16 protein-coding genes are annotated in these 19916 nt (G+C 61.9%); 8 read left to right on the forward strand and 8 right to left on the reverse strand.

The window, feature by feature from the left end; genetic code table 11:
• Positions 1–6: 6 nt before the first annotated feature.
• The 5 genes from ABLV76_RS13485 to ABLV76_RS13505 form a co-directional block, all read right to left on the reverse strand.
• The gene (locus ABLV76_RS13485) at positions 7–1158 is read right to left on the reverse strand and encodes a Gfo/Idh/MocA family oxidoreductase (RefSeq protein ID WP_348878351.1); all 1152 of its coding nucleotides are present in this window, start codon (positions 1156–1158) and stop codon (positions 7–9) included.
• Between the two features lies 1 nt (position 1159).
• On the reverse strand, positions 1160–2182 hold the full coding sequence (locus ABLV76_RS13490; RefSeq protein WP_004202459.1) for a sugar phosphate isomerase/epimerase: 1023 nt from the start codon (positions 2180–2182) through the stop codon (positions 1160–1162).
• Between the two features lie 16 nt (positions 2183–2198).
• Complete coding sequence (locus ABLV76_RS13495) at positions 2199–3404, reverse strand: MFS transporter (RefSeq protein WP_025999301.1); 1206 nt, start codon at positions 3402–3404, stop codon at positions 2199–2201.
• A gap of 187 nt (positions 3405–3591) precedes the next feature.
• Positions 3592–4968, reverse strand: coding sequence for a phenylalanine transporter (gene pheP, locus ABLV76_RS13500; protein ID WP_032455670.1), 1377 nt, complete (start codon positions 4966–4968; stop codon positions 3592–3594).
• 246 nt (positions 4969–5214) lie between these two features.
• The gene (locus ABLV76_RS13505; protein ID WP_017900837.1) at positions 5215–6699 is read right to left on the reverse strand and encodes an aldehyde dehydrogenase family protein; all 1485 of its coding nucleotides are present in this window, start codon (positions 6697–6699) and stop codon (positions 5215–5217) included.
• 159 nt (positions 6700–6858) lie between these two features.
• Here ABLV76_RS13505 and ABLV76_RS13510 point away from each other — a divergent pair, with 159 nt between their 5' ends.
• The 4 genes from ABLV76_RS13510 to ABLV76_RS13525 all read left to right on the forward strand — a co-directional run bounded on the left by ABLV76_RS13510 (position 6859) and on the right by ABLV76_RS13525 (position 11042).
• The gene (locus ABLV76_RS13510; RefSeq protein ID WP_017900836.1) at positions 6859–8160 is read left to right on the forward strand and encodes an FAD-binding oxidoreductase; all 1302 of its coding nucleotides are present in this window, start codon (positions 6859–6861) and stop codon (positions 8158–8160) included.
• 13 nt (positions 8161–8173) lie between these two features.
• Complete coding sequence (locus tag ABLV76_RS13515) at positions 8174–8539, forward strand: cupin domain-containing protein (protein WP_002892824.1); 366 nt, start codon at positions 8174–8176, stop codon at positions 8537–8539.
• 432 nt (positions 8540–8971) lie between these two features.
• Positions 8972–10471, forward strand: a complete 1500-nt coding sequence (locus ABLV76_RS13520; RefSeq protein ID WP_002892820.1) for an APC family permease — start codon at positions 8972–8974, stop codon at positions 10469–10471.
• On the forward strand, positions 10449–11042 hold the full coding sequence (locus ABLV76_RS13525) for a DUF3156 family protein (protein WP_049116873.1): 594 nt from the start codon (positions 10449–10451) through the stop codon (positions 11040–11042). The genes ABLV76_RS13520 and ABLV76_RS13525 overlap by 23 nt, the downstream gene beginning before the upstream one ends.
• A gap of 6 nt (positions 11043–11048) precedes the next feature.
• Here the strand turns inward: ABLV76_RS13525 and ABLV76_RS13530 are convergent, their stop codons facing one another.
• The 3 genes from ABLV76_RS13530 to ABLV76_RS13540 form a co-directional block, all read right to left on the reverse strand.
• Complete coding sequence (locus ABLV76_RS13530) at positions 11049–12164, reverse strand: class II histone deacetylase (protein ID WP_048323248.1); 1116 nt, start codon at positions 12162–12164, stop codon at positions 11049–11051.
• 16 nt (positions 12165–12180) lie between these two features.
• A complete protein-coding gene (locus tag ABLV76_RS13535; protein WP_023319895.1) occupies positions 12181–13353 on the reverse strand; it encodes an MFS transporter in 1173 nt (390 codons plus the stop codon).
• A 117-nt stretch (positions 13354–13470) separates the two neighbouring features.
• Complete coding sequence (locus ABLV76_RS13540; RefSeq protein ID WP_004202446.1) at positions 13471–14154, reverse strand: helix-turn-helix transcriptional regulator; 684 nt, start codon at positions 14152–14154, stop codon at positions 13471–13473.
• 425 nt (positions 14155–14579) lie between these two features.
• Here ABLV76_RS13540 and ABLV76_RS13545 point away from each other — a divergent pair, with 425 nt between their 5' ends.
• The 4 genes from ABLV76_RS13545 to ABLV76_RS13560 all read left to right on the forward strand — a co-directional run bounded on the left by ABLV76_RS13545 (position 14580) and on the right by ABLV76_RS13560 (position 19226).
• The gene (locus ABLV76_RS13545; protein WP_017900833.1) at positions 14580–15767 is read left to right on the forward strand and encodes an anaerobic sulfatase maturase; all 1188 of its coding nucleotides are present in this window, start codon (positions 14580–14582) and stop codon (positions 15765–15767) included.
• Positions 15768–15812: 45 nt separating this feature from the next.
• Entirely contained in the window at positions 15813–17546 is a 1734-nt protein-coding gene (locus ABLV76_RS13550) for an arylsulfatase (protein WP_049004046.1), read from the forward strand.
• 86 nt (positions 17547–17632) lie between these two features.
• Entirely contained in the window at positions 17633–18409 is a 777-nt protein-coding gene (locus ABLV76_RS13555) for an SDR family oxidoreductase (protein ID WP_348878352.1), read from the forward strand.
• Positions 18410–18434: 25 nt separating this feature from the next.
• A complete protein-coding gene (locus ABLV76_RS13560) occupies positions 18435–19226 on the forward strand; it encodes a MoaF C-terminal domain-containing protein (RefSeq protein ID WP_004202437.1) in 792 nt (263 codons plus the stop codon).
• Positions 19227–19916 lie beyond the last annotated feature (690 nt).

Genomic DNA, 19916 nt, shown 5'->3' on the forward strand with positions numbered 1-19916 from the left:
CCGCCCTCAGCGTTCGACGCTCACCCAGCGCTGCTGCTGATGGCTTTTGACGATCGCCTCGATGATGTACATCACATCGGCGCCGTCGTCGAAAGCGGCGAAGCGCCGGGCCCCGGCCTCCGGCATCTTCCCGGCGCGCACCGCCTGATAAAAATGCTCCATCATATTCTTAAAGGCGTCCGGCCAGCCCTCAATATGGCCGCCGGGGTAATGGGCGCTGTCAGCGATCTCCGGCCGCAGCAGGCTGGGGTCGTCGCTGAGCCGCCGATCCGGCTGCTCGCGGTGGCCGATCCACAGCCGCTGGGGCACTTCCTGATCCCAGGCCAGAGAACAGCGGCTGCCGTTAACCTCCACCGCCAGACGGTTTTTCCGCCCGGCGCTCACCTGAGAGACCATAAAGCTGCCTTTGCTGCCATCGTCAAAACGTAACAGCACCGAGCCAAAGTCCTCGGTATCGACAGGCCGGGTTTCATATCCCTGCGCCTCGTGAACGGCGCTGAAGGTCGCTTGGCCATTGACCGGCGCTTTACGCGTCGGCCAGACGATAGACAGATCCGCCATCACCTCGACAATCCGCCGACCGGTCATAAACTGCACGGTATCGCACCAGTGGGAGCCGATGTCAGCCACCGTCCGCGATGCGCCGCCCTGCGCCGAATCAACCCGCCAGTTGTAATCGGTCTCCAGCAGCATCCAGTCCTGTAAATAGCTGCCGTGCGCCGCGAAGATCCTGCCGACCTCGCCATGGCGGATCATCGCCGCCGCCTGCTGGACCATGGCGAACTGTCGATAGACGAAACTGACGCCATGCACCACGCCGGCCCGGGCGGCAAGCGTCACCAGCTCCCGCGCCTCCTCCGCCGTCATACACAGCGGTTTTTCGGAGAAGACGTGCAGCCCGGCGGCGAGGATCTGCCGGTTAATCTGGGCATGCAGATGGTTCGGCGTACAGTTATGCACCACCTGTAGCCCCGGATGGGTCAGCAGCGCTTCCACGCTGTCGTAGGCATGGGCAATATTCAACGCTTGCGCCTTGCGCTGCGCCGCCTCAAGGCTGCTGTCGCACAGCGCCACCACCTCGATATCCCCCAGCCGCCGCAGCGCCTCCAGATGCGCCGGGCCAATAAACCCAGCCCCAATAATCGCAACCTGAATCATGTTATTCCCTCCCACCGGCGGCAAAGTCATCGAAGGCCCGTCCGGCAACGGGAATGATATGGCGACGAATAAACTCGCTGCCCTCGCGCGCGCCGGTCTCGGCATCCTTCAGGCAGCACTCCCACTCCAGCACCGCCCAGCCGTCAAAATCATATTCGGTCAGCTTACTGAACACCCCTTTGAAGTCGATCTGCCCGTCGCCGGGAGAGCGGAAACGGCCAGCCCGCTGCTGCCAGGGCTGATAGCCGCCGTAGACGCCATTGCGCCCGTTGCGGCGAAATTCGGCGTCCTTGACGTGAAACGCTTTAATACGCGCATGATAGATATCGATATAGGTCAGGTAATCCATTTGCTGCAGATGCAGGTGGCTCGGGTCATAGAGCATATTGCAGCGCGGATGGTTATCCACCCGCGCGAGAAAACGCTCAAAGGTCACGCCATCGTGCAGGTCTTCGCCGGGGTGGATCTCGTAGCAGACATCGACCCCCTGCTCGTCGAAGAGGTCCAGCAGCGGCCGCCAGCGCCGGGCCAGCTCGGCAAAGGCCTCATCCAGAAGCGACTGATTATGCGGCGGCCACGGATAAAAAAAGGGCCATGCCAGCGCCCCGGAAAAGGTCGCATGCGCCTGCAGCCCCAGGCGGCCGGAGGCCACCGCCGCCTGGCGCACTTTCTCCACCGCCCAGCGCTGGCGCGCCTGCGGATCGCCGTGCAGCGCCGCCGGGGCGAAGGCGTCAAACGCCGCGTCATACGCCGGATGCACCGCCACCAGCTGTCCTTCAAGATGAGTGGACAGCTCGCTGATGACCAGCCCATGCTCCGCCAGGGTGCCGCGGACCTCGTCGCAGTAGGTCTGGCTCGCCGCCGCCCGCTCGACATCGAAAATCGCCGGGTGGTTGCAGGGGATCTGCAATGCCTTGTACCCCAGGCCGGCGGCCCACTGCGCCATCCCCGCCAGGGTGTTGAACGGCGCCTGCGGGCCGATAAACTGCGCCAGAAAAATGCCCGGTCCCTTGATCGTTTTCATACCCCCTCCTGTAAAATTAGTGCGGCTCTTTCTCGTTGTACTGGAAAGAGAAAAGGAAAATCAGCGCGATAACCGCGGCGGCCACCGCCGGGATCCACCAGAAGGTCACCCAGGCCTGCGGCACGCTCTGGCCGGCCACCAGATGGTTATACAGCGCGCCGGAGATCTGCGAGCCCAGCAGCATGCCGATCCCGTAGGTGAACATCACAATCATGCTCTGCGCCTGGCCTTTGACCTTCTCGCCCGCCACGCGGTCGGTGTAGATAAAGCCGACGACAAAGAAAAAGTCATAGCACACGCCGTGCAGCAAAATACCCAGATAGAGCAGGAAGCGCCCCTCTTCGCTGACCCCGAGGGCGAAAAAGGCATAGCGAACAAACCACGCCGCCATGCCGATAAGCAGCATGTATTTCACCCCGAGGCGACGGAACAGCAGCGGGATCACCAGCATAAAGACGATCTCTGACATCTGGCCGAAGGACATCGCGGTGCTGACATCCTTAACGCCGGCATCCGCCAGATACGACGCGGTATAGGCGTAATAGGTGCCTAACGGCACGGAAATTAAGGTGGCGCAAAGGGAGAAAATCAGGAAATGGCGGGTTTTCAGCAGCGCGAAGGCGTCCGCGCACAGCAGATCGCGAAACTGAACCGGCATGCCTTTGGCCGGCGCCGGGGTGTGGGGCAGCGTCAGGCTGTAGATCGCCAGCGCCACCGAACAGAGCGCCGCCACGGTGAAGATGCCGGTGGTGTCAGAGATGCCGGTCACCCCGATGCAGATCCCGGCGATAATCCAGCCGATGGTGCCGAACACGCGGACCACCGGAAAGGTTTTATCGACGTTAGCCAGGCTGTGGAAGGCGATATTGTTGGTCAGCGCCAGGGTCGGCATATAGCACAGCGTATAGCCGAACAGCAGGCCAATCAGCAGCGCGCCATTCTGCGCCACCAGCGCCTGGGGGACAAACCACAGGATCGCCGCCCCGGCCAGGTGCATCACCGCCATCACCTTCTGCGAGGCGAAAAAGCGATCCACCAGCATCCCCAGCACAAAGGGGGACAGGATGGAGGCGATCGGCCCGGCGGAGAACGCATCGCCGATCAGCAATGACATCTCATAGCGGGTCATCACCAGCCCCAGGGTCACCGACCAGCTGCCCCAGATAAAGAACTGCATAAACATCATTAACGACAGCCGCGGCACCAGAAAACGGTGGCTCACGCGGACACTTTCCCGACCTTCTGTTGTTGTGACCATGTTGCTCGCCCTCAGAAAAGTAATCGATTACAAAATCGCTCCAAACAAAAGTAATCGATTACAAAAAGAAGATCGCCAGGCAAATGCCCCACCTGCGAAGAGGATCACAATAAAAAGCCAGGCAGCCCCGCCGGACGGCGGGGCATCTCGCTTACGCCGGGCGGCGCAGCAGTTTGAAGGCGATAAACAGGAACAGGATCCACACCGGCAGCAGGATCGCCGACAGGCGCATCCCGTCGATAGTGCACATCAGCGCCAGAATCAGCCCAAGGAAAGCAATGCAGAAGTAGTTGCTGGCGGGCGCCAGCAACGCTTTAAACTTCGATTCACGCCCTTTGCGGCGCTGGGCGGCGCGGAACTTCAGGTGCGCCATACAGATCATGATCCAGTTCAGCAGCAGCGTCGCCACCACCAGGGCCATCAGCAGTCCCAGCGCTTCATGCGGCAGCAGGTAGTTCAGCACCACCACCAGTGAGGTGATAATCCCCGAGAGCAGCAGAGAGTTCACCGGCACGCCGCGCTTGCTGACGCGGGCGAGGAACGTCGGCGCATTGCCCTGCACCGACAAGCCGAACAGCATCCGGCTGTTGGAGTACACGCCGCTGTTATACACCGACAGCGAGGCCACCAGAATGACGAAGTTCAGCGCGGAGGCCACCAGGTTGCTGTCGAGATGATGGAAAATCATCACGAACGGGCTACTGTCGGATTTGACCTCCACCCACGGGTAGAGCGCCAGCAGCACCACCAGCGAACCGATATAGAACAGCAGGATACGATAAACCACCTGGTTGACCGCTTTTGGAATGCTCTTTTCCGGGTTTTGCGCTTCAGCGGCGGTGATGCCGATAAGCTCCAGCCCGCCGAAGGAGAACATGATCACCGCCAGCGACAGGATAAGACCGTGCCAGCCGGTGGCGAGGAAGCCGCCGTGTTTCCACAGGTTGTCGAACCCGGCTTTGCTGCCGCCGTGGCCGCCAAACAGCATCCACAGGCCAAAGGCAATCATGCCGATAATCGCCAGCACTTTTATCAGCGCAAACCAGAACTCCGCTTCGCCATACAGGCGCACGTTGACGAGATTGACGGCGTTAATAATAAGGAAGAAGGCCGCCGCCCAGATCCAGGTCGGGACGTCGGGCAGCCAGTACTGCATGTAGATCCCGGCGGCGGTCAGCTCCGCCATTCCCACCAGCACGAACATCACCCAGTAGTTCCAGCCGGAAAGGAAGCCGGCGAACGGGCCCCAGTATTTGTAGGCAAAGTGGGCAAAGGAGCCGGATACCGGCTCTTCCACCACCATTTCGCCCAGCTGGCGCATGATCAGAAAAGCGACAATCCCGGCGACGGCGTAGCCCAGTAATACCGCCGGACCGGCCATCTGGATAGCGGGACCAATGCCGAGAAACAGGCCGGTGCCAATCGCGCCGCCAAGGGCGATAAGTTGAATGTGTCGGTTCTGTAAACCGCGATGAAGCGTCGGGCCGCTCTCTTCTACGGCATCCGACGACGTTGACGCGTCTTTCACGTCGTTCCCCTGTATGTTTTTGCGAAGGGGCACCTTTTATCACTAAGGGGGGATTGTCGCAAGTTGCGAGGGGTTATGGCGGCGGCGACATTAACCTTCGCTTGCACGGACTCAGGCCGTGCAAGGCGCCGTCGTCGCCTGGCACATTCGCGGCTGTCCATCCGCTGTCCTTGCCCGGAGGCGCTGCGCTTACCGGGCCTACGCAGACGCCTGAAGCCCGGTTAAGGCTACCTCCACCGACAAAACTTAATAGCGCACCATCACCGACTTCAGCTCCGTGTAGTCATCGATAAACGCGCTGCCGAATTCGCGCCCGATGCCCGAGCCCTTCATGCCGCCGAACGGTACCGCCGGGTCGAGGAAAGTATGCATATTGACCCACACGATGCCGGCCTCAATGGCCTCCGAGTAGCGCAGCGCCAGGCGAATATTATCCGACCAGACGCTGGCCGCCAGGCCATACGGCGAGGCATTGATCCGCGCCAGCGCCTCGTCTTCACTGTGATAACCGATAAAACTGCACACCGGGCCGAAGGTCTCCTCGCGCATCAGGGTGCTCTCTTCGCTGCGCACTTTGACCGCCGTCGGCTGCAGGAAATAGCCCTCCCCCGGCAGGGCTTCGCCGCCGCAGACGATGGTATCGCCCTCGTCGCGCGCGGTCTGAATGAGCCGCAACACTTTGTCATACTGCTGGCGGTTGGCCAGCGGCCCCATCAGCGTGCGCTCATCCAGCGGCGATCCCGGCGCGAAGGCGCTGAGCTTATCTTTCAGCAGCGCCAGCACCGCATCCAGTTTACCCTGCGGCAGATAAAAGCGCTCCGCGGCGGCGCAAATCTGCCCCTGGTTCAGGTAGCCGGCTTCCAGAATGCCGTTGACCATCGCCTCCGGCGTCAGATCATCCAGGAACAGCGCGGCGTTTTTGCCCCCCAGCTCAAGGGTCACCCGTTTACCTGACGCACTGGCCGACTGCTGGACTTTCTCGCCAGTGGCCACCGAGCCAGTGAAGCTCACCTTGGCGCAGGCCGGATGGGTAATCAGCCGCTGAGCAATCTCGCCGCCGGCGCCGTTGACCACGTTAATCACCCCGTCCGGAATACCCACCGCTTTCGCCAGCTCCGCCACGCGCAGCAGCGTCAGCGGCGTATACTCGCTCGGCTTGAGAACAATGGTGCAGCCGCAGACCAGGGCCGCCGCCAGCTTCCAGACGGCAATCATGATGGAGAAGTTCCACGGCACGATGCCCACCACTACCCCCAGCGGCTGACGGCGGGTGAAGGCGGTGTATTTCTCCCCGGCCATCGACGGCAGCGACACATTCAGGGTTTCGCCGGTGACTTTCCCCGCCCAGCCGGCGAAGTAGCGAAGGAAAGCGACCGATTGATCCAGCTCGAGCATGCGCGCCAGCGTGATGGTCTTGCCGGAGCAGAGACTTTCCAGCTGCGCCAGCGCTTCGCGATGCTCAGCCAGGGCATCCGCCAGCTTCAGCAGCAAGGTTCCGCGCGCCAGCGTCGGCATTTCGCGCCACTGATTAAACGCCTGGCGGGCACTCTCTACCGCGCGATCCGCCTGGTCGCTATCCGCCGCGGTGACCTCGGCGATCGCCCGCCCGGTGGCAGGGTTGATCACCGCAAACGGCGCGCCGCGGCCCGCCTCTCGCTCACCGGCGATAAACTGCCCGTGCGGCTGGCGTAAAAAGGCGGTCACTTCCGCCAGTAAGGTTATCTCGCTCATCGTCAGTACCCGTTTTTTCAGCAACGTTGGCCCATCACAGCACGGCTTCCCGCCGCCGCCTATCGTTCTAAAGAACGTCATTCTTCCGGACGATATTCAACGCCCGCGCGGCGTGCTGTGATGAGGCACTTGAGCGAGGCAAGACCACAGGGTAACGCGATGAACATCAAAATCGATGCGCTGAACTACTACGGCGCGACGAAGAAATACCACCTCCATTTTCCGGCGCTGCGGGAAGATATTGAAGCCGACGTGGTGATTATCGGCGGCGGCTTCTCCGGTATTAACACCGCCCTTGAGCTGGCGGAACAGGGCATCACCAACGTGGTGGTGCTGGAAGCGCGCCATCTCGGCTATGGCGGCACCGGGCGCAATGGCGGCCAGGTGATGGCCGGTATCGGTCACGACATCGAAGCGGTGAAAAAGCACGTCGGCAAAGAAGGGCTGGAAACGCTGTTTAAAATCGCCAACCTTGGCGCGGGCATCATTCGCGAACGCATCCGCAAATATAATATCGACGCCGATTTCGTCCCCGGCTATGGCTATCTCGCTTATAACCAGCGGCAACTGAAAACGCTGCGCCAGTGGGAGAAGGAGTTTAAGGCTGCCACCCCGGATGAAGAGATCGAGCTGTATACCGGGAAAGAGGTGCAGCAGGTGGTGGGCTCCGAGGTCTACTGCGGCGCGCTGAAACATATGGGCGGCGGCCAGATCCATTCGCTCAATATGCTCCTCGGCTCGGCGCAGGCCGCCCATTCGCTGGGAGTGAAGATCTTCGAATCCTCGCCGGTGGTGGAGGTGAATTACGGCAAACAGGTGCGGGTACGTACCGCGATGGGCAGCGTCAAAGCCGCCAAACTGCTGTGGGCCTGCGACAGCTTCCTCAACAATATGGAGCCGGAGATCTACAACAAAACGCTGGTCACCTACTCCTATCAGGTATCGACCGAGCCGCTCTCCGATGAACTGATCGAGCGCATCAGCCCGCTGCGCGGCGCCTTCAGCGATATTCGCCCGGTGATTAACTACTACCGCGTCACCCGGGAAAACCGCCTGCTGTTCGGCAGCGCCACCCGCTTTGTGGAGTATACGCCGAACGATTTCGCCGCCTGGAACCGCACCCTGCTGGCGGAGGTCTTCCCCTATTTGAAGGATGTGAAGATCGATTTCGCCTGGGGCGGGCCAATGGCCTGTAGCGCCAACCTGTTTCCACAGATCGGCACGCTACGCGATCACAACAACGTCTTTTACGTCCAGGGGTACTCCGGTTTCGGCGTCACCCCATCGCACATCGTGTGCAAAATCCTCGCCGAAGGGATCAACGGCGGTTCAGACCGCTATCGTCTGCTGAGCAGCATCCCCCACGCGACCATCCACGGCCGTGACAGCCTGCGCCTGCTGCTGGTCACCGCCGGAAAATTGATGCATCAAACCGCCGGTTTCTGGAAAGGCCGGAGTTAACCAGGAGAACGCTATGCACGCTTTTAAACTTAAACACCCGGTGCCCGACCTGCAGCCAATCGGCAGCGTCAGCCTGCTCGGCGCGACGCCGACCGCCGGCGACCCGCAGGTGGCCGGGGCGATGATCTACGGCGAGCCGCAGGATGCCTTTACCTGCGGACTGTTTTCGTCCACTGAGGGGAGCTTTACCATGACCTATCCGTTTACCGAACACGCCACCGTGCTGGAAGGCGAAGTAGAGCTGACCGTCGCCGGCGGTGAACCGCAGCGCTTTGCGCCAGGCGATAGCTGGTTTGTTAAACAGGGCACCGAAGTGGAGTGGAAAATCCTGACGCCGCGCTTTGTGAAGCACTACCTGGCGAACGTCGAGACGCGCTAACGCGCTGATACTGCCCGGCGGCGCAGGGGGGGCCCCGGAGGCGGCGCATTGCGCCTTCTCCGGGCTACCAAATCGCACAGCGTTGTAGCCCCGGTAAGCGGCAGCGTCACCGGGGGTTTTGAGGCCGCCAACACCGGCAGTTTCAGTCAGCATGGTGAATACATTAAAGGCAGGCCGCGCGGACCGTAGGCCGGCTAAGGCGCTAGCCGCCACCCGGCAGAAACAGGCGCAACGTGGCAAGACGGATGGCCCCGGTTTTCGGGGTCATCTTGTTTATCCACCCTCACATTCATGGACTGCGTCACAGAATCATGCGCCACCCTCCACCTTCCGGACGATATTCGTTGAGCAGGATGCCCGCCTAAATTATGACTATCCGGGAGTGGCGCTGGCTATTCCCTGCCCTACCCCATTATTGTGCAGAGGTTGACTATGTTTAGTAACAGACTTGCCAGCCATCTTGAGCGCGGCGTCGTCGGCTTCCCGACCACCCTCGCCAGCTCCGTCGGGCTGATTATGGCCAGCCCGGTGATCCTGACGGTGACCAGCGGCTTCGGCATGGGCGGCGATACCTTCGCGCTGGCGGTGCTGCTGGCCTTTATTATGATGCAGGCGCAGGTCACCACCTTTGCCGAGGCGGCGACGCTCATTCCCACCACCGGTTCGGTGTACGACTATATCTCCTGCGGCATGGGCCGCTTTTTCGCTATCACCGGCGCGCTGTGCGCCTATCTGATCGTCCATATTTTCGCCGGGACGGCGGAGACGATCCTGGCGGGCATTATGGCGCTGGTGAACTTCGAATCGATCAACGCCCAAATGGCCGCTCACCAAAACACCTGGATGGTGGGCGTCGGCATGGTGGTGATTTTCGGCCTGCTGAACGCCATCGGCGTGGAAATCTTCGGCAAGGTCGAAGTGGTGCTGACCTTCGGCATGTGGACCACGCTGACCATTTTCGGCCTGTGCGGCATTTTTATGGCGCCGGTGACTCATCTTTCCGGCTGGTTCGGCACGCCGCTGAACGTTAGCGATATCAACGGCCTGTTCGGCTATATCGGCATGGCGATGTTTATGTTCGTCGGTTGCGAACTGGTGACGCCGATGGCGCCGGAGATCAAACAGGCCCACCGCACCATACCGCGGGCGATGGCGCTGGGCCTGCTGGGGGTCGCCAGCTGCATGTTTATCTACGGTGCGGCGATCAACCGCCAGGTGGAGAATACCGTGCTCGACGCGGCCAACAACGTCCATCTGCTGGATACGCCGATGGCGATCCCGGCCTTCGCCGAGCGGGTGATGGGCCACGCCGGCCAGTACTGGCTGGGGGTCGGGCTGCTGCTGGCGGGCTGCGCCACCATCAATACGCTGATGGCCGCCGTGCCGCGCATTATCTACGGTATGGCGCTGGACGGCGCGCTGCCCCGCTTCCTGACCTGGCTGCATCCGCGCTTTAAAACGCCGGTAATCGCCATCGCCATCGGGGTGGCGATCCCCTGCCTGCACGCCTGGTATCTGAACGGCGATCTGGACCGCATCGTGCCGCTGATCCTCGCCGCGGTCTGCGCCTGGGGCGTCGCCTATCTGCTGGTGACGCTGTCGGTGGTGATGCTGCGCATTCGCCGCCCGGACCTGCCGCGCGCCTACCGCTCGCCGTGGTTCCCACTGCCGCAGATTATCTCCAGCGTCGGCATTATCATCGCTATCGTCAATATCACCCCGCCGGGGATGGACAGTCGCCAGGTGCTGGTGCCGTTCGGCATTATGCTCGGCCTGACCGCCGCCTACGCCCTGTTCTGGACGGTGTGCGTGCAGCGCGTCAATCCGTTCAAGCCGCTGGTGGTGGAAGAGGTAGTGGAGCGCGCCATCAACAACTACGAAAAACAGACCCGCGGGGAGATGACGCCAGATGTCCTCCGTCCCCTGGTTTGAAACGCCGTTAATGAACGCGGTGCAGCGCGATCTGGCCGGCTGGCCCTGCGAAAAGCTGAGCGAGCGCAGCGCGCTGCTGCGCTTGAACAACGCCACCGCCGTGACCTTCAGCGTGCGTCAGAAGCGGCTGTTTATGGCCAGCATTCACAGCTGCGAGTTTGTCGTCGAGGGGCCGGTGACCCGGCCCGTACGCGGTAAAATTCGCGCCCATCAATCCGGCTGGTGGAAACGCCAGCCGATCCGCTTTATCGGCGGCAAAGGCAGCGAGGCACTCGCCGGCTATCTCAATGGTTTCCCTAATCTCCAGCAGACCTTAAGCGAGCTGGACTACCGCCGCTTTTCGCTGACCTTTAACGGTCGCGGCTGGCGCTGCAGCATTGAACCCTGGGCCGCCAGCGAAGTGGTCTGTAAAATGCCGCCGCTGCGCCGTTATCTGCGGCTGGAAGCGCAGCAGCGGATGCTGCTGCTCAGCGTGCTGGCGATGATCGATCAGGCAGTAAGTCAGTGGATGCGCGGTGAAATCGTAGAAGAGAAAGCATTGACTTCCCCGCCATCACCGCGGGGAAGCTGAGGCGTTTTATAGCAGGCCAAACTGCTGCGCCAGCCGATCGAGAGCCTGCCTCTGGAACTGCGCAAACTCCGCCCGCGGCTGTTGTTGTTGAATAAATTCCCGCAGCGGATCCTGGACCTCGGTGCGGATGCCGCTCAGAGCCTCCATCACCGCCAGGCCGCAGAACGGCACGTAGGATTCGGCGTAGCCGCCTTCGTGCACCATCACCAGTTTCCCGCCGCACAGGCGATCCGCCGCCTGCTGGACCTGTTCAGTCATCGCCCGGAAGCTGTCGCTGTGCAGCTGCATGCGCGCCAGCGGATCCATGGCGTTGGCATCATAGCCGCAGGCGATGATAATCAGCTCCGGCTCAAAGCGCGCCAGCGCCGGAATAACGATGGTTTCCAGCGCATAGCGCCAGCTGTCATCCCCCGCGCCGGCCAGCAGCGGAATATTGATGTTGTAACCCTCCCCCGCCCCCACGCCGCGATCCTCCTCGCCAGAGTAGCCCGGCGGGAAGCAGCCGTCCTGATGCAAGGAGATAGTCAGCACGTCGTCGCGCTGCAGGTAGATATGCTGGGTGCCGTTGCCGTGGTGAACGTCCCAGTCAATGATCGCCACCTTGCCGAGCCCGAGCAGCGCTTTCGCTCGCTCCACGGCAATGGGGATATTGGCAAGAAAACAGAAGCCCATCGACTGGTCCGGCAGGCAGTGGTGTCCGGGCGGACGCGACAGCGAATAGGCGTTATCCAGTTCCCCCTTCAGCACCGCTTCCACCGCCGCGCAGGCCAGCCCGGCGGAAAGACAGGCGATTTCATAACTGCCCGGCCCCAGCGGCGCCTCTTTGCCGAGCATGCCGCCGCCGTTATCGCTTATCGCCTTGAAGCGCTCCAGATAACTGTCGGGATGGATCCGCCGCAGGTCCGAAAGGCTCGCCGGCGCCGCGCTGCGCAGCGCCAGCTGCGGCGTCAGCCCGGAGACATCCATCAGGTTTTTCATCCGCCGTTTGGTCTCCGGCGATTCGGCATGACCGCCGCCGGCGGGTGGCTGTACCCACCCGCCCACCGGCAGCGTCACTGCGTGCAGCCCGGTACTGTGCCAGAAACAACGTTCATCAAAGAAGAAACCGGTTTTTCTTTTCACTCTATCCTCCCGTGGGCTAACCCTTCCCGGCGGCGGAAGCCGCCACAATTAAAATCAGTGACAGCAGCGCGCAGACGCCTGCCGCCGCCAGCAGCGGGTCGGCGCTGGCGAAGTGTTGCAGTAAGGCCCCCGCGAGCGCCGGGCCGGCCGCCATGCCGCCGCCGATCACCAGATTGATGCTGTTCATCAGCCGACCGCTGTTATCGAGCCCGGCGACGCGGGCGAGAATAAAGGGCAGCACGAAGGTCCAGGTGAACTTAAACAGCAGCGCCGCGATGGCGTAGCGCGCCAGCAGCGGCTGGCCAACCAGCAGCCCGACGCTGACGATCAGCAGCCCATAGCCCAGCCACACCGGTAAGCGATCGGCGCGCCGGGTGCCGCGCAAGGCCGCGCCGCCGGCGCCGATAATGCCGCAAACCGTCGCCGCCGCCAGCACCAGCCCCACCTGCGTCGGGCTCAGCCCCGCCGTGCTGCCGATGGTGCCGATAAAGGTCCACACTGCGCTGAGGCTGATATAGAAAGTGAGCACCGCCAGCACCGCCAGCGCCTGACGCCACAGCGCCGTCGACGGCTGCTGGCGGGAGGCAGAGAGCGGTTGAAAGCGCGGCGGGAAAGCGGACACCAGCGGCAGGCAGCAGAGCATGATGGCGGCGAGGATCAGATACACCACCTTCAGGCCAAAGGTCGCGAACAGGCCGGGCAGCGCCAGCAGGCCAAGCATCCCCAACAGCAGTTGCCCGAGCACCCAAAAGGCGTAGACCCGCGACGGGTTCGGCGTTCCCGCCGCGCAGCTGATGCACAGAATCATCAGCGTGCCGCCCGCCAGTGAGGCGATAAAGCGCGCCGCCAGCAGCGTCTCATACTGGGTGACCACCGCCGAGGCGAGGTTGGCGGTCAGAAACACCGCCCCGGCCATCAGGGCGACCCGCCGCCAGTCGAGGCGACTCATCCACCACCACGCCGGGAGCGTCGCCAGGCTCATCGCCCCCAGCTCCGCTGAGAACAGCCAGCCTACCTGCCCGGGTTTTAGCTGCCATTCGCTGGCCAGCTGCGCCGCCACCGCCGGTGCGGTCATCAGAATACCCGGCGCAATAGCGGCAAAAATCACAATCGCCGCCAGCAAACGCAGGGACACCACCAGCCCGGCGGGCCGGGAAAGCGCATTATCAGTGACAGGTGTACTCGACATCGTAGGGCGTGCTCCGGTCAAAAAAGCCTCCCCCCGGAGGATCCTCCAGGGAGTGATACCCACAGGCATCAGGAAAACGCCGTGTTGCCACGGCGCGCGCGGGATGTGAAAGTCAGATCACAGATGCAGCGTCCGCTGAGCAGCCGGCATCCAGGTTCGGGAAACCAGTTCGGTACGATTGACCACTTCGGTCTTGGCGAAGATATTGCGCAGGTGCGTTTTCACCGTCGAGAGCGAGATATCCAGCTGGCGGGCAATCAGCTTATTACTGGCCCCTTCGCGCACCATGCCGACGATTTCCCGCTCTTTGGCGGTCAGGATAGCGGGCAGGTCATCTTCTTCCTGCAGGCAGTCGCGGATCGCCAGCTCCACCAGCGGCAGCACCGCCTGGGCCCGATGACGCTCTTCGCTGGAGAAAGGCACGTCGCGCATCAGCGAGATACCAGCGATGATCCGCCGCTCGCGGCGGATAAAGATCTCGGTCATGTCACGCACGTTATTCGGCAACATAAATTCATGATAATAATGCCGGTTGCGATCGCAGAGCCGCGGCGTCATCGCCGCCACGGTGGTGTTCTGGTGGCTAAAGTGCGCCGGTAAATGCGGATCCAGCGGCTGGAAGTTTTCCAGATATTGTTGGTGCGTATTATCGGAAATATTATGCAAAATATAGTTTTCGGGTTTTAACCGGTTATTTACTCGATAAAACACCGCTGAAGTCAGTGGAATTAACTGAGAAATAGTCTGTAAACAACGGGCTATTATCGCATCATTACGGCTGGCTTTTAACAAAGCAGACATGATAGGGCCTCCCCGTCGAGATGATGGTGCATGACACATGGATGACTACCGATAATTGAAGCATACATTTCACATTTAAGTAACACAATCATTAACATATTAACAATGTGATAGTCGTTACAAAATTTTCAGCAATGCATTGTTATATAAAGCATTTAAAAAACACACTCGCCATGCCTTACGATAGCGGCGTTAAAACATAAACAAAAAAGATTAATACCCGGCGTACCTGCCTCTGGTGATAAAAAAACCCTATCCCGGACGCGTCTCTCTCATCCTTAAGAACGATGGATTTCTGTTTTTTTTCACTTATACCCTTAACAGGATGCCATTAATTTTCGCCGCGGCTTAATCATGTGATTACGCCTGACCCGCTGTTGCCAAAATAATAGCAACAGCGCCGGTCATTAACCGAGGATAAGCCGATGCTGAATATCGCCGCCCTGCGCCAGCAGCAAATTCCGCTGGCCGCTGAGCCGCGCTCGCCGGTGCCGTTTCATATTCTGATGAAGCCGATTGGCCCCGCCTGCAATCTCGCCTGCCGCTACTGCTATTACCCCCAGGATGAAACGCCGGTCAACAAAATGGACGAGGCGCGGCTGGAGCAGTTTATCCGCCGCTACATCGCGGCCCAGCCCGTCGGCGCGCGGGAAATCAACTTTGTCTGGCAGGGCGGTGAGCCGCTGCTGGCCGGCCTGAGCTTTTACAAAAAAGCGCTCGCCCTGCAGGCGCGTTATGCCCCCGACGGCGTCACCATCAGCAACAGTCTGCAGACCAATGGCACGCTGATCAACGACGCCTGGTGCCGGCTGTTCCGCGAGCATCGCTTTATTATCGGCTTGAGCCTCGAAGGCAGCGAAGCGCTACAGGACCAGCATCGTCCGGATAAACGCGGCCGGGCCAGCTGGCCGGCGGCACTGCGCGGCATCGGCTTTCTCCACCAGCATCAGGTGGATTTTAACCTGCTGGTGGTGGTGCATAACGAGATGGCGGCCCACGCGGCGGCGATTTATGACCGGCTGGTCAGCCTCGGCGCGCGCTATCTACAGTTTCAGCCGCTGATGAGCGAAGGCGCAGCGTTGCGCGAGGGCTATCAGCTGAGTGCCGATAACTGGGGGCGTTTTATGGTCGGCATCTGGCGGCAGTGGCAGAAGCGCTGCGACAAGGGGCGGGTGTTCGTCATCAATATCGAGCAGGCGTGGGCGCAGTACTTCACTCACACCAGCGGCAGCTGCGTGCACAGCGCCCGCTGCGGCAGCAATCTGGTGATGGAGCCCGACGGAGAGCTCTACGCCTGCGACCATCTGATCAACGCCGAACATCGGCTGGGCCGCCTTGACGACATGACGCTGGCGCACGCGGTTGACGCCTCGGTGCAGCTGCCTTTCGGTCAGCAGAAAAGCCTGCGCCGCGAATGCCAGACCTGCGCGGTCAAAATGGTCTGCCAGGGCGGCTGCCCGGCGCATCTGAACGCCGCGGGCAACAACCGCCTCTGCGGCGGCTACTACCGCTTCTTTAGCGAAATTCTGGCGCCCGTGCGCCCCTTTTCCCGCGACCTTCAAGGGCTACAAGCCTGGCGGGCCGCGTTTGTCGGGGCCGCGCATCCGGCGTAGCCCATTGCTCTGAAAGTGATACCCGCAGAAACAGGAGAATCCGTTGTGAATAAAACAGCCATGGCCGCGGCGGTCAGTGTGATCCTCGCCGGTGGCGCGCACGCCGCCCAGCAAGAGCGTCCGAACGTCATCGTGATTATCGCCGATGATATGGGCTACTCTGACATCAGCCCCTTCGGCGGCGAAATCCCCACCCCCAACCTGCAGGCGATGGCCGAGCAGGGGATGCGCATGAGCCAGTATTACACCTCGCCGATGTCGGCCCCGGCGCGTTCGATGCTGCTCACCGGTAACAGCAACCAGCAGGCCGGGATGGGCGGTATGTGGTGGTACGACAGCACCATTGGCAAGGAGGGCTACGAGCTGCGGCTGACCGACCGCGTCACCACCATGGCCGAGCGCTTTAAAGACGCGGGCTATAACACCCTGATGGCCGGCAAGTGGCACCTCGGTTTTGTTCCCGGCGCCACGCCGAAGGACCGCGGCTTTAACCACGCCTTCGCCTTTATGGGCGGCGGCACCAGCCATTTTAACGACGCCGTCCCGCTCGGGACCGTTGAAGCCTTCCACACCTACTACACCCGCGACGGCGAGCGCGTCTCCCTGCCGGACGATTTTTACTCCAGCGAGGCCTACGCCCGGCAGATGAATAGCTGGATTAAAGATACGCCGCCGGAACAACCGGTCTTCGCCTGGCTGGCCTTCACCGCCCCGCACGACCCGCTGCAGGCCCCCGACGAGTGGATCAAGCGCTTCAAAGGCCAGTATGAGCAGGGTTACGCCGAGGTCTATCGCCAGCGCATCGCCCGCCTGAAAGCGCTGGGAATTATCCATGACGACACCCCGCTGCCGCACCTTGAGCTGGATAAAGAGTGGGAGGCGCTGACCCCGGAGCAGCAGAAATATACGGCGAAAGTGATGCAGGTGTATGCGGCGATGATCGCCAATATGGACGCGCAAATCGGCACCCTGATGGAAACACTGAAGCAGACCGGGCGCGATAAAAATACCCTGCTGGTCTTTTTAACCGATAACGGCGCCAACCCGGCGCAGGGTTTCTACTACGAATCTACCCCGGAATTCTGGAAGCAGTTCGATAACCGCTATGACAACATCGGCCGCAAAGGATCATTTGTCTCCTACGGCCCCCACTGGGCCAACGTCAGCAACGCCCCCTACGCCAACTACCATAAGACCACCAGCGCCCAGGGCGGGATTAACACCGACTTTATGATCGCCGGTCCCGGGATCACCCGCCATGGTCACATCGACGCCTCGACGATGGCGGTGTACGACGTAGCGCCGACCCTGTATGAATTCGCCGGTATCGATCCGAACAAATCGCTGGCGAAGAAGCCGGTGTTGCCGATGATCGGCGTCAGCTTTAAGCGCTATCTCACCGGCGAAGTACAGGCGCCGCCGCGCGGGAAATACGGCGTTGAGCTGCACCATCAGGCGGCGTGGGTCGATGGTGAATGGAAGCTGCGGCGGCTGGTGCCGCGGGGCCTCACCGCCGGTGACGCGCCGTGGCAGCTGTTTAATCTGCACGACGACCCGCTGGAGACCCATGACGTCGCGGCCCAACATCCCGATCGGGTCAAAGCGATGAGCGAGGCCTACGAGGCGTTCGCCAGACGCACCATGGTCACCCGGGCGCAGGGCAAGATGATCGATTACGTCGGTATTGACAGCAAAACCGGACGCTATCTGGCGGTCGATCCCGCCACCATGAAGCCGGTTCCGGCGCCGCAGGCGATCCCGGTGAGCGAGATCCATTAACCCCGCGGCTATCGTTCTTCCGGGCGATAGCCGGGAGCTGACGCGCTTTTTAAGGTAATCGGAAACCCCATTACAGGAGAGAGCGAATGGCGAGAGTCGTGGTGATCACCGGCGGCGGAACCGGAATTGGCGCCGCCTGCGCGCGGCTGATGCGCGCCGCGGGCGACCGGGTGTTTATTACCGGACGGCGCGAGGCGCCATTGCAGGCTGTCGCCGATGAGACCGGCGCCACGGCGCTGATGGGCGATGCCGCCGACGGCGAGGTGTGGCGCCAGCGGCTGTTGCCGGCCATTCTCGACCAGAGCGGCGGTGTTGATGTCCTCATCTGCAGCGCCGGCGGGATGGGCAACAGCCCCGCCGCCGAGACCAGCGACCACCAGTGGCGCGAGGCGCTGGACGGCAATCTCACCAGCGCCTTCGCCAGCGTTCGCGCCTGCCTGCCCTCGCTGATTACCCGCCGTGGCAACGTGCTGTTTGTCGCCTCCATCGCCTCGCTGGCCGCCGGTCCGCAGGCCTGCGGCTACGTCACCGCCAAACACGCCTTAATCGGCCTGATGCGCTCCGTCGCCCGCGATTACGGTCCCCAGGGGGTGCGCGCCAACGCCGTCTGCCCCGGCTGGGTCACCACGCCGATGGCGGATGAAGAGATGCTCCCGCTGATGCAGGCGGAAGGGCTATCGTTGACTGAGGCTTATCAGCGAGTCTGTCGCGACGTTCCGCTGCGCCGCCCCGCCAGCCCCGAGGAGATAGCCGAGGCTTGTCAGTTTCTCTGTTCGCCGCAGGCCGCCATCATCAGCGGCGCCACGCTGGTCGCCGACGGCGGCGCCAGTATCGTCGATGTTCCCACTCTGGCGTTTGCCTAACGCCCTACTCTGTTCAGGAGCCCCTATGACTTCAGAAGCCGTATTTATCCAGGTCGGCGCGCTGGCCGATGGTTTTGCGCCACACGGTAATTTACTCGCCACCGCCAGCCTGCCCGCAGGCGAGCGCTTTACCTTTTATGTCGCCGGAAGTGAGCCGCAGCAGCTGATCATCGAAGATGAGCAGACGCTAAGCTGGAACGGCAAGCGCGCCCCCTGGCGGGCGACCGCCCTGCGCCCGGATATTCTGTTTATCGACTTCCTTGACCCGGAGCGGGATAACGCCAGCGTCAGCGCGGTATGCAACCTGACGCAGCGCAACGCCACCCTGGTCTACGGCCAGCTGCCGGACGAAGCCGCCGCGCGGCTGGACGCTTTCAGCCGGGTAGAGCGAGGCCTGCCGCTGACCGCGGTAGAAGCGCGCTTTGTCTTCGCCCGCCTGGATGCGCAGCCGGGGCCGCTGCCGGGCTTTACCGATGCGCTGGTCGGCATGCGCAATCAGTACACCTACAGCCCGACTGAGCGCTATGAGCACATCTATCTCAACGATAATTTTTACGCCTGGCAGTGTCTGGACGGCGTGGAAAAGGGGCTGGCGGATGTCGACCGCTGCCACTACGTGCAGGTGGCGGAGGATCTCTATCTGTTCGTCTGGCGCGAGAAAATCATTCCCACGCTGGGGGTGATCCTCATCGATCTTCAGCAGATGCGCACCGACGGCAAGATCATGGGCTATCAGGGCAGCGACTTCGGCGCCCTCAGCAATTTCCCGGTCGGCGCCAGCGCGAAGATCCTCAACCTCACCCGCCATCAGGAATAAAGGGCCGCCGCCGGGCACGCTTTCAGGCGCCCTGCCCGTCATGTTGCCGGGTGGCGGCTACGCCTTACCCGGCCTACGGGGTCCTCTCACTGGCTGACACATCGTAGGCCCGGTAAGCGCAGCGCCACCGGGCGATGACAGCGGGTACGGAGCCGCTTTATGCCGGGTGGCGGCTGCGCCTGACCCGGCCTACAGGGTTCGTGCGACCTGTCCTTGATTTACCCACTTGCACGACTGAAACTGCCGGTGCTGACGGCCTCAAAATCGCTGAGACGTTCCCGGAAGGCCGGGGCAGCCCGCATGGATGCGGGCTGAGGGCCGTGTTTTGCAGGGACGCTGCCTCGGCCCGACCCGAAGCCTGCAGGGATAAGTCGAAGGGACCGCGCAGCGGCGATTTTGCTGGCCGGAGCCCGGGGGTACAGGGGGCGGCGGCGACTGGCCGCCCCCTGTGCGCTCCCTGCGCCATGAAAGACATAACGCAGAAGACATATCGGGAGCGCAATCTGTCCGGAAATCACATAGAAGTTGTAGCCCTGCCAGGCGCATTGCAAACAGGGAAATTGACGATTGTGCCGTTATTTCGCCGGGTGGCGGCTGCGCCTTACCCGGCCTACAGGTCCCTATCACAGGCTGATACATCGTAGGCCCGGCAAGCGCAGCGCCGCCGGGCGATGGCAGCGGGTACGGAGC

The sequence above is a fragment of the Klebsiella sp. GB_Kp047 genome (assembly GCF_040065235.1).
Taxonomy (GTDB): domain Bacteria; phylum Pseudomonadota; class Gammaproteobacteria; order Enterobacterales; family Enterobacteriaceae; genus Klebsiella; species Klebsiella quasipneumoniae.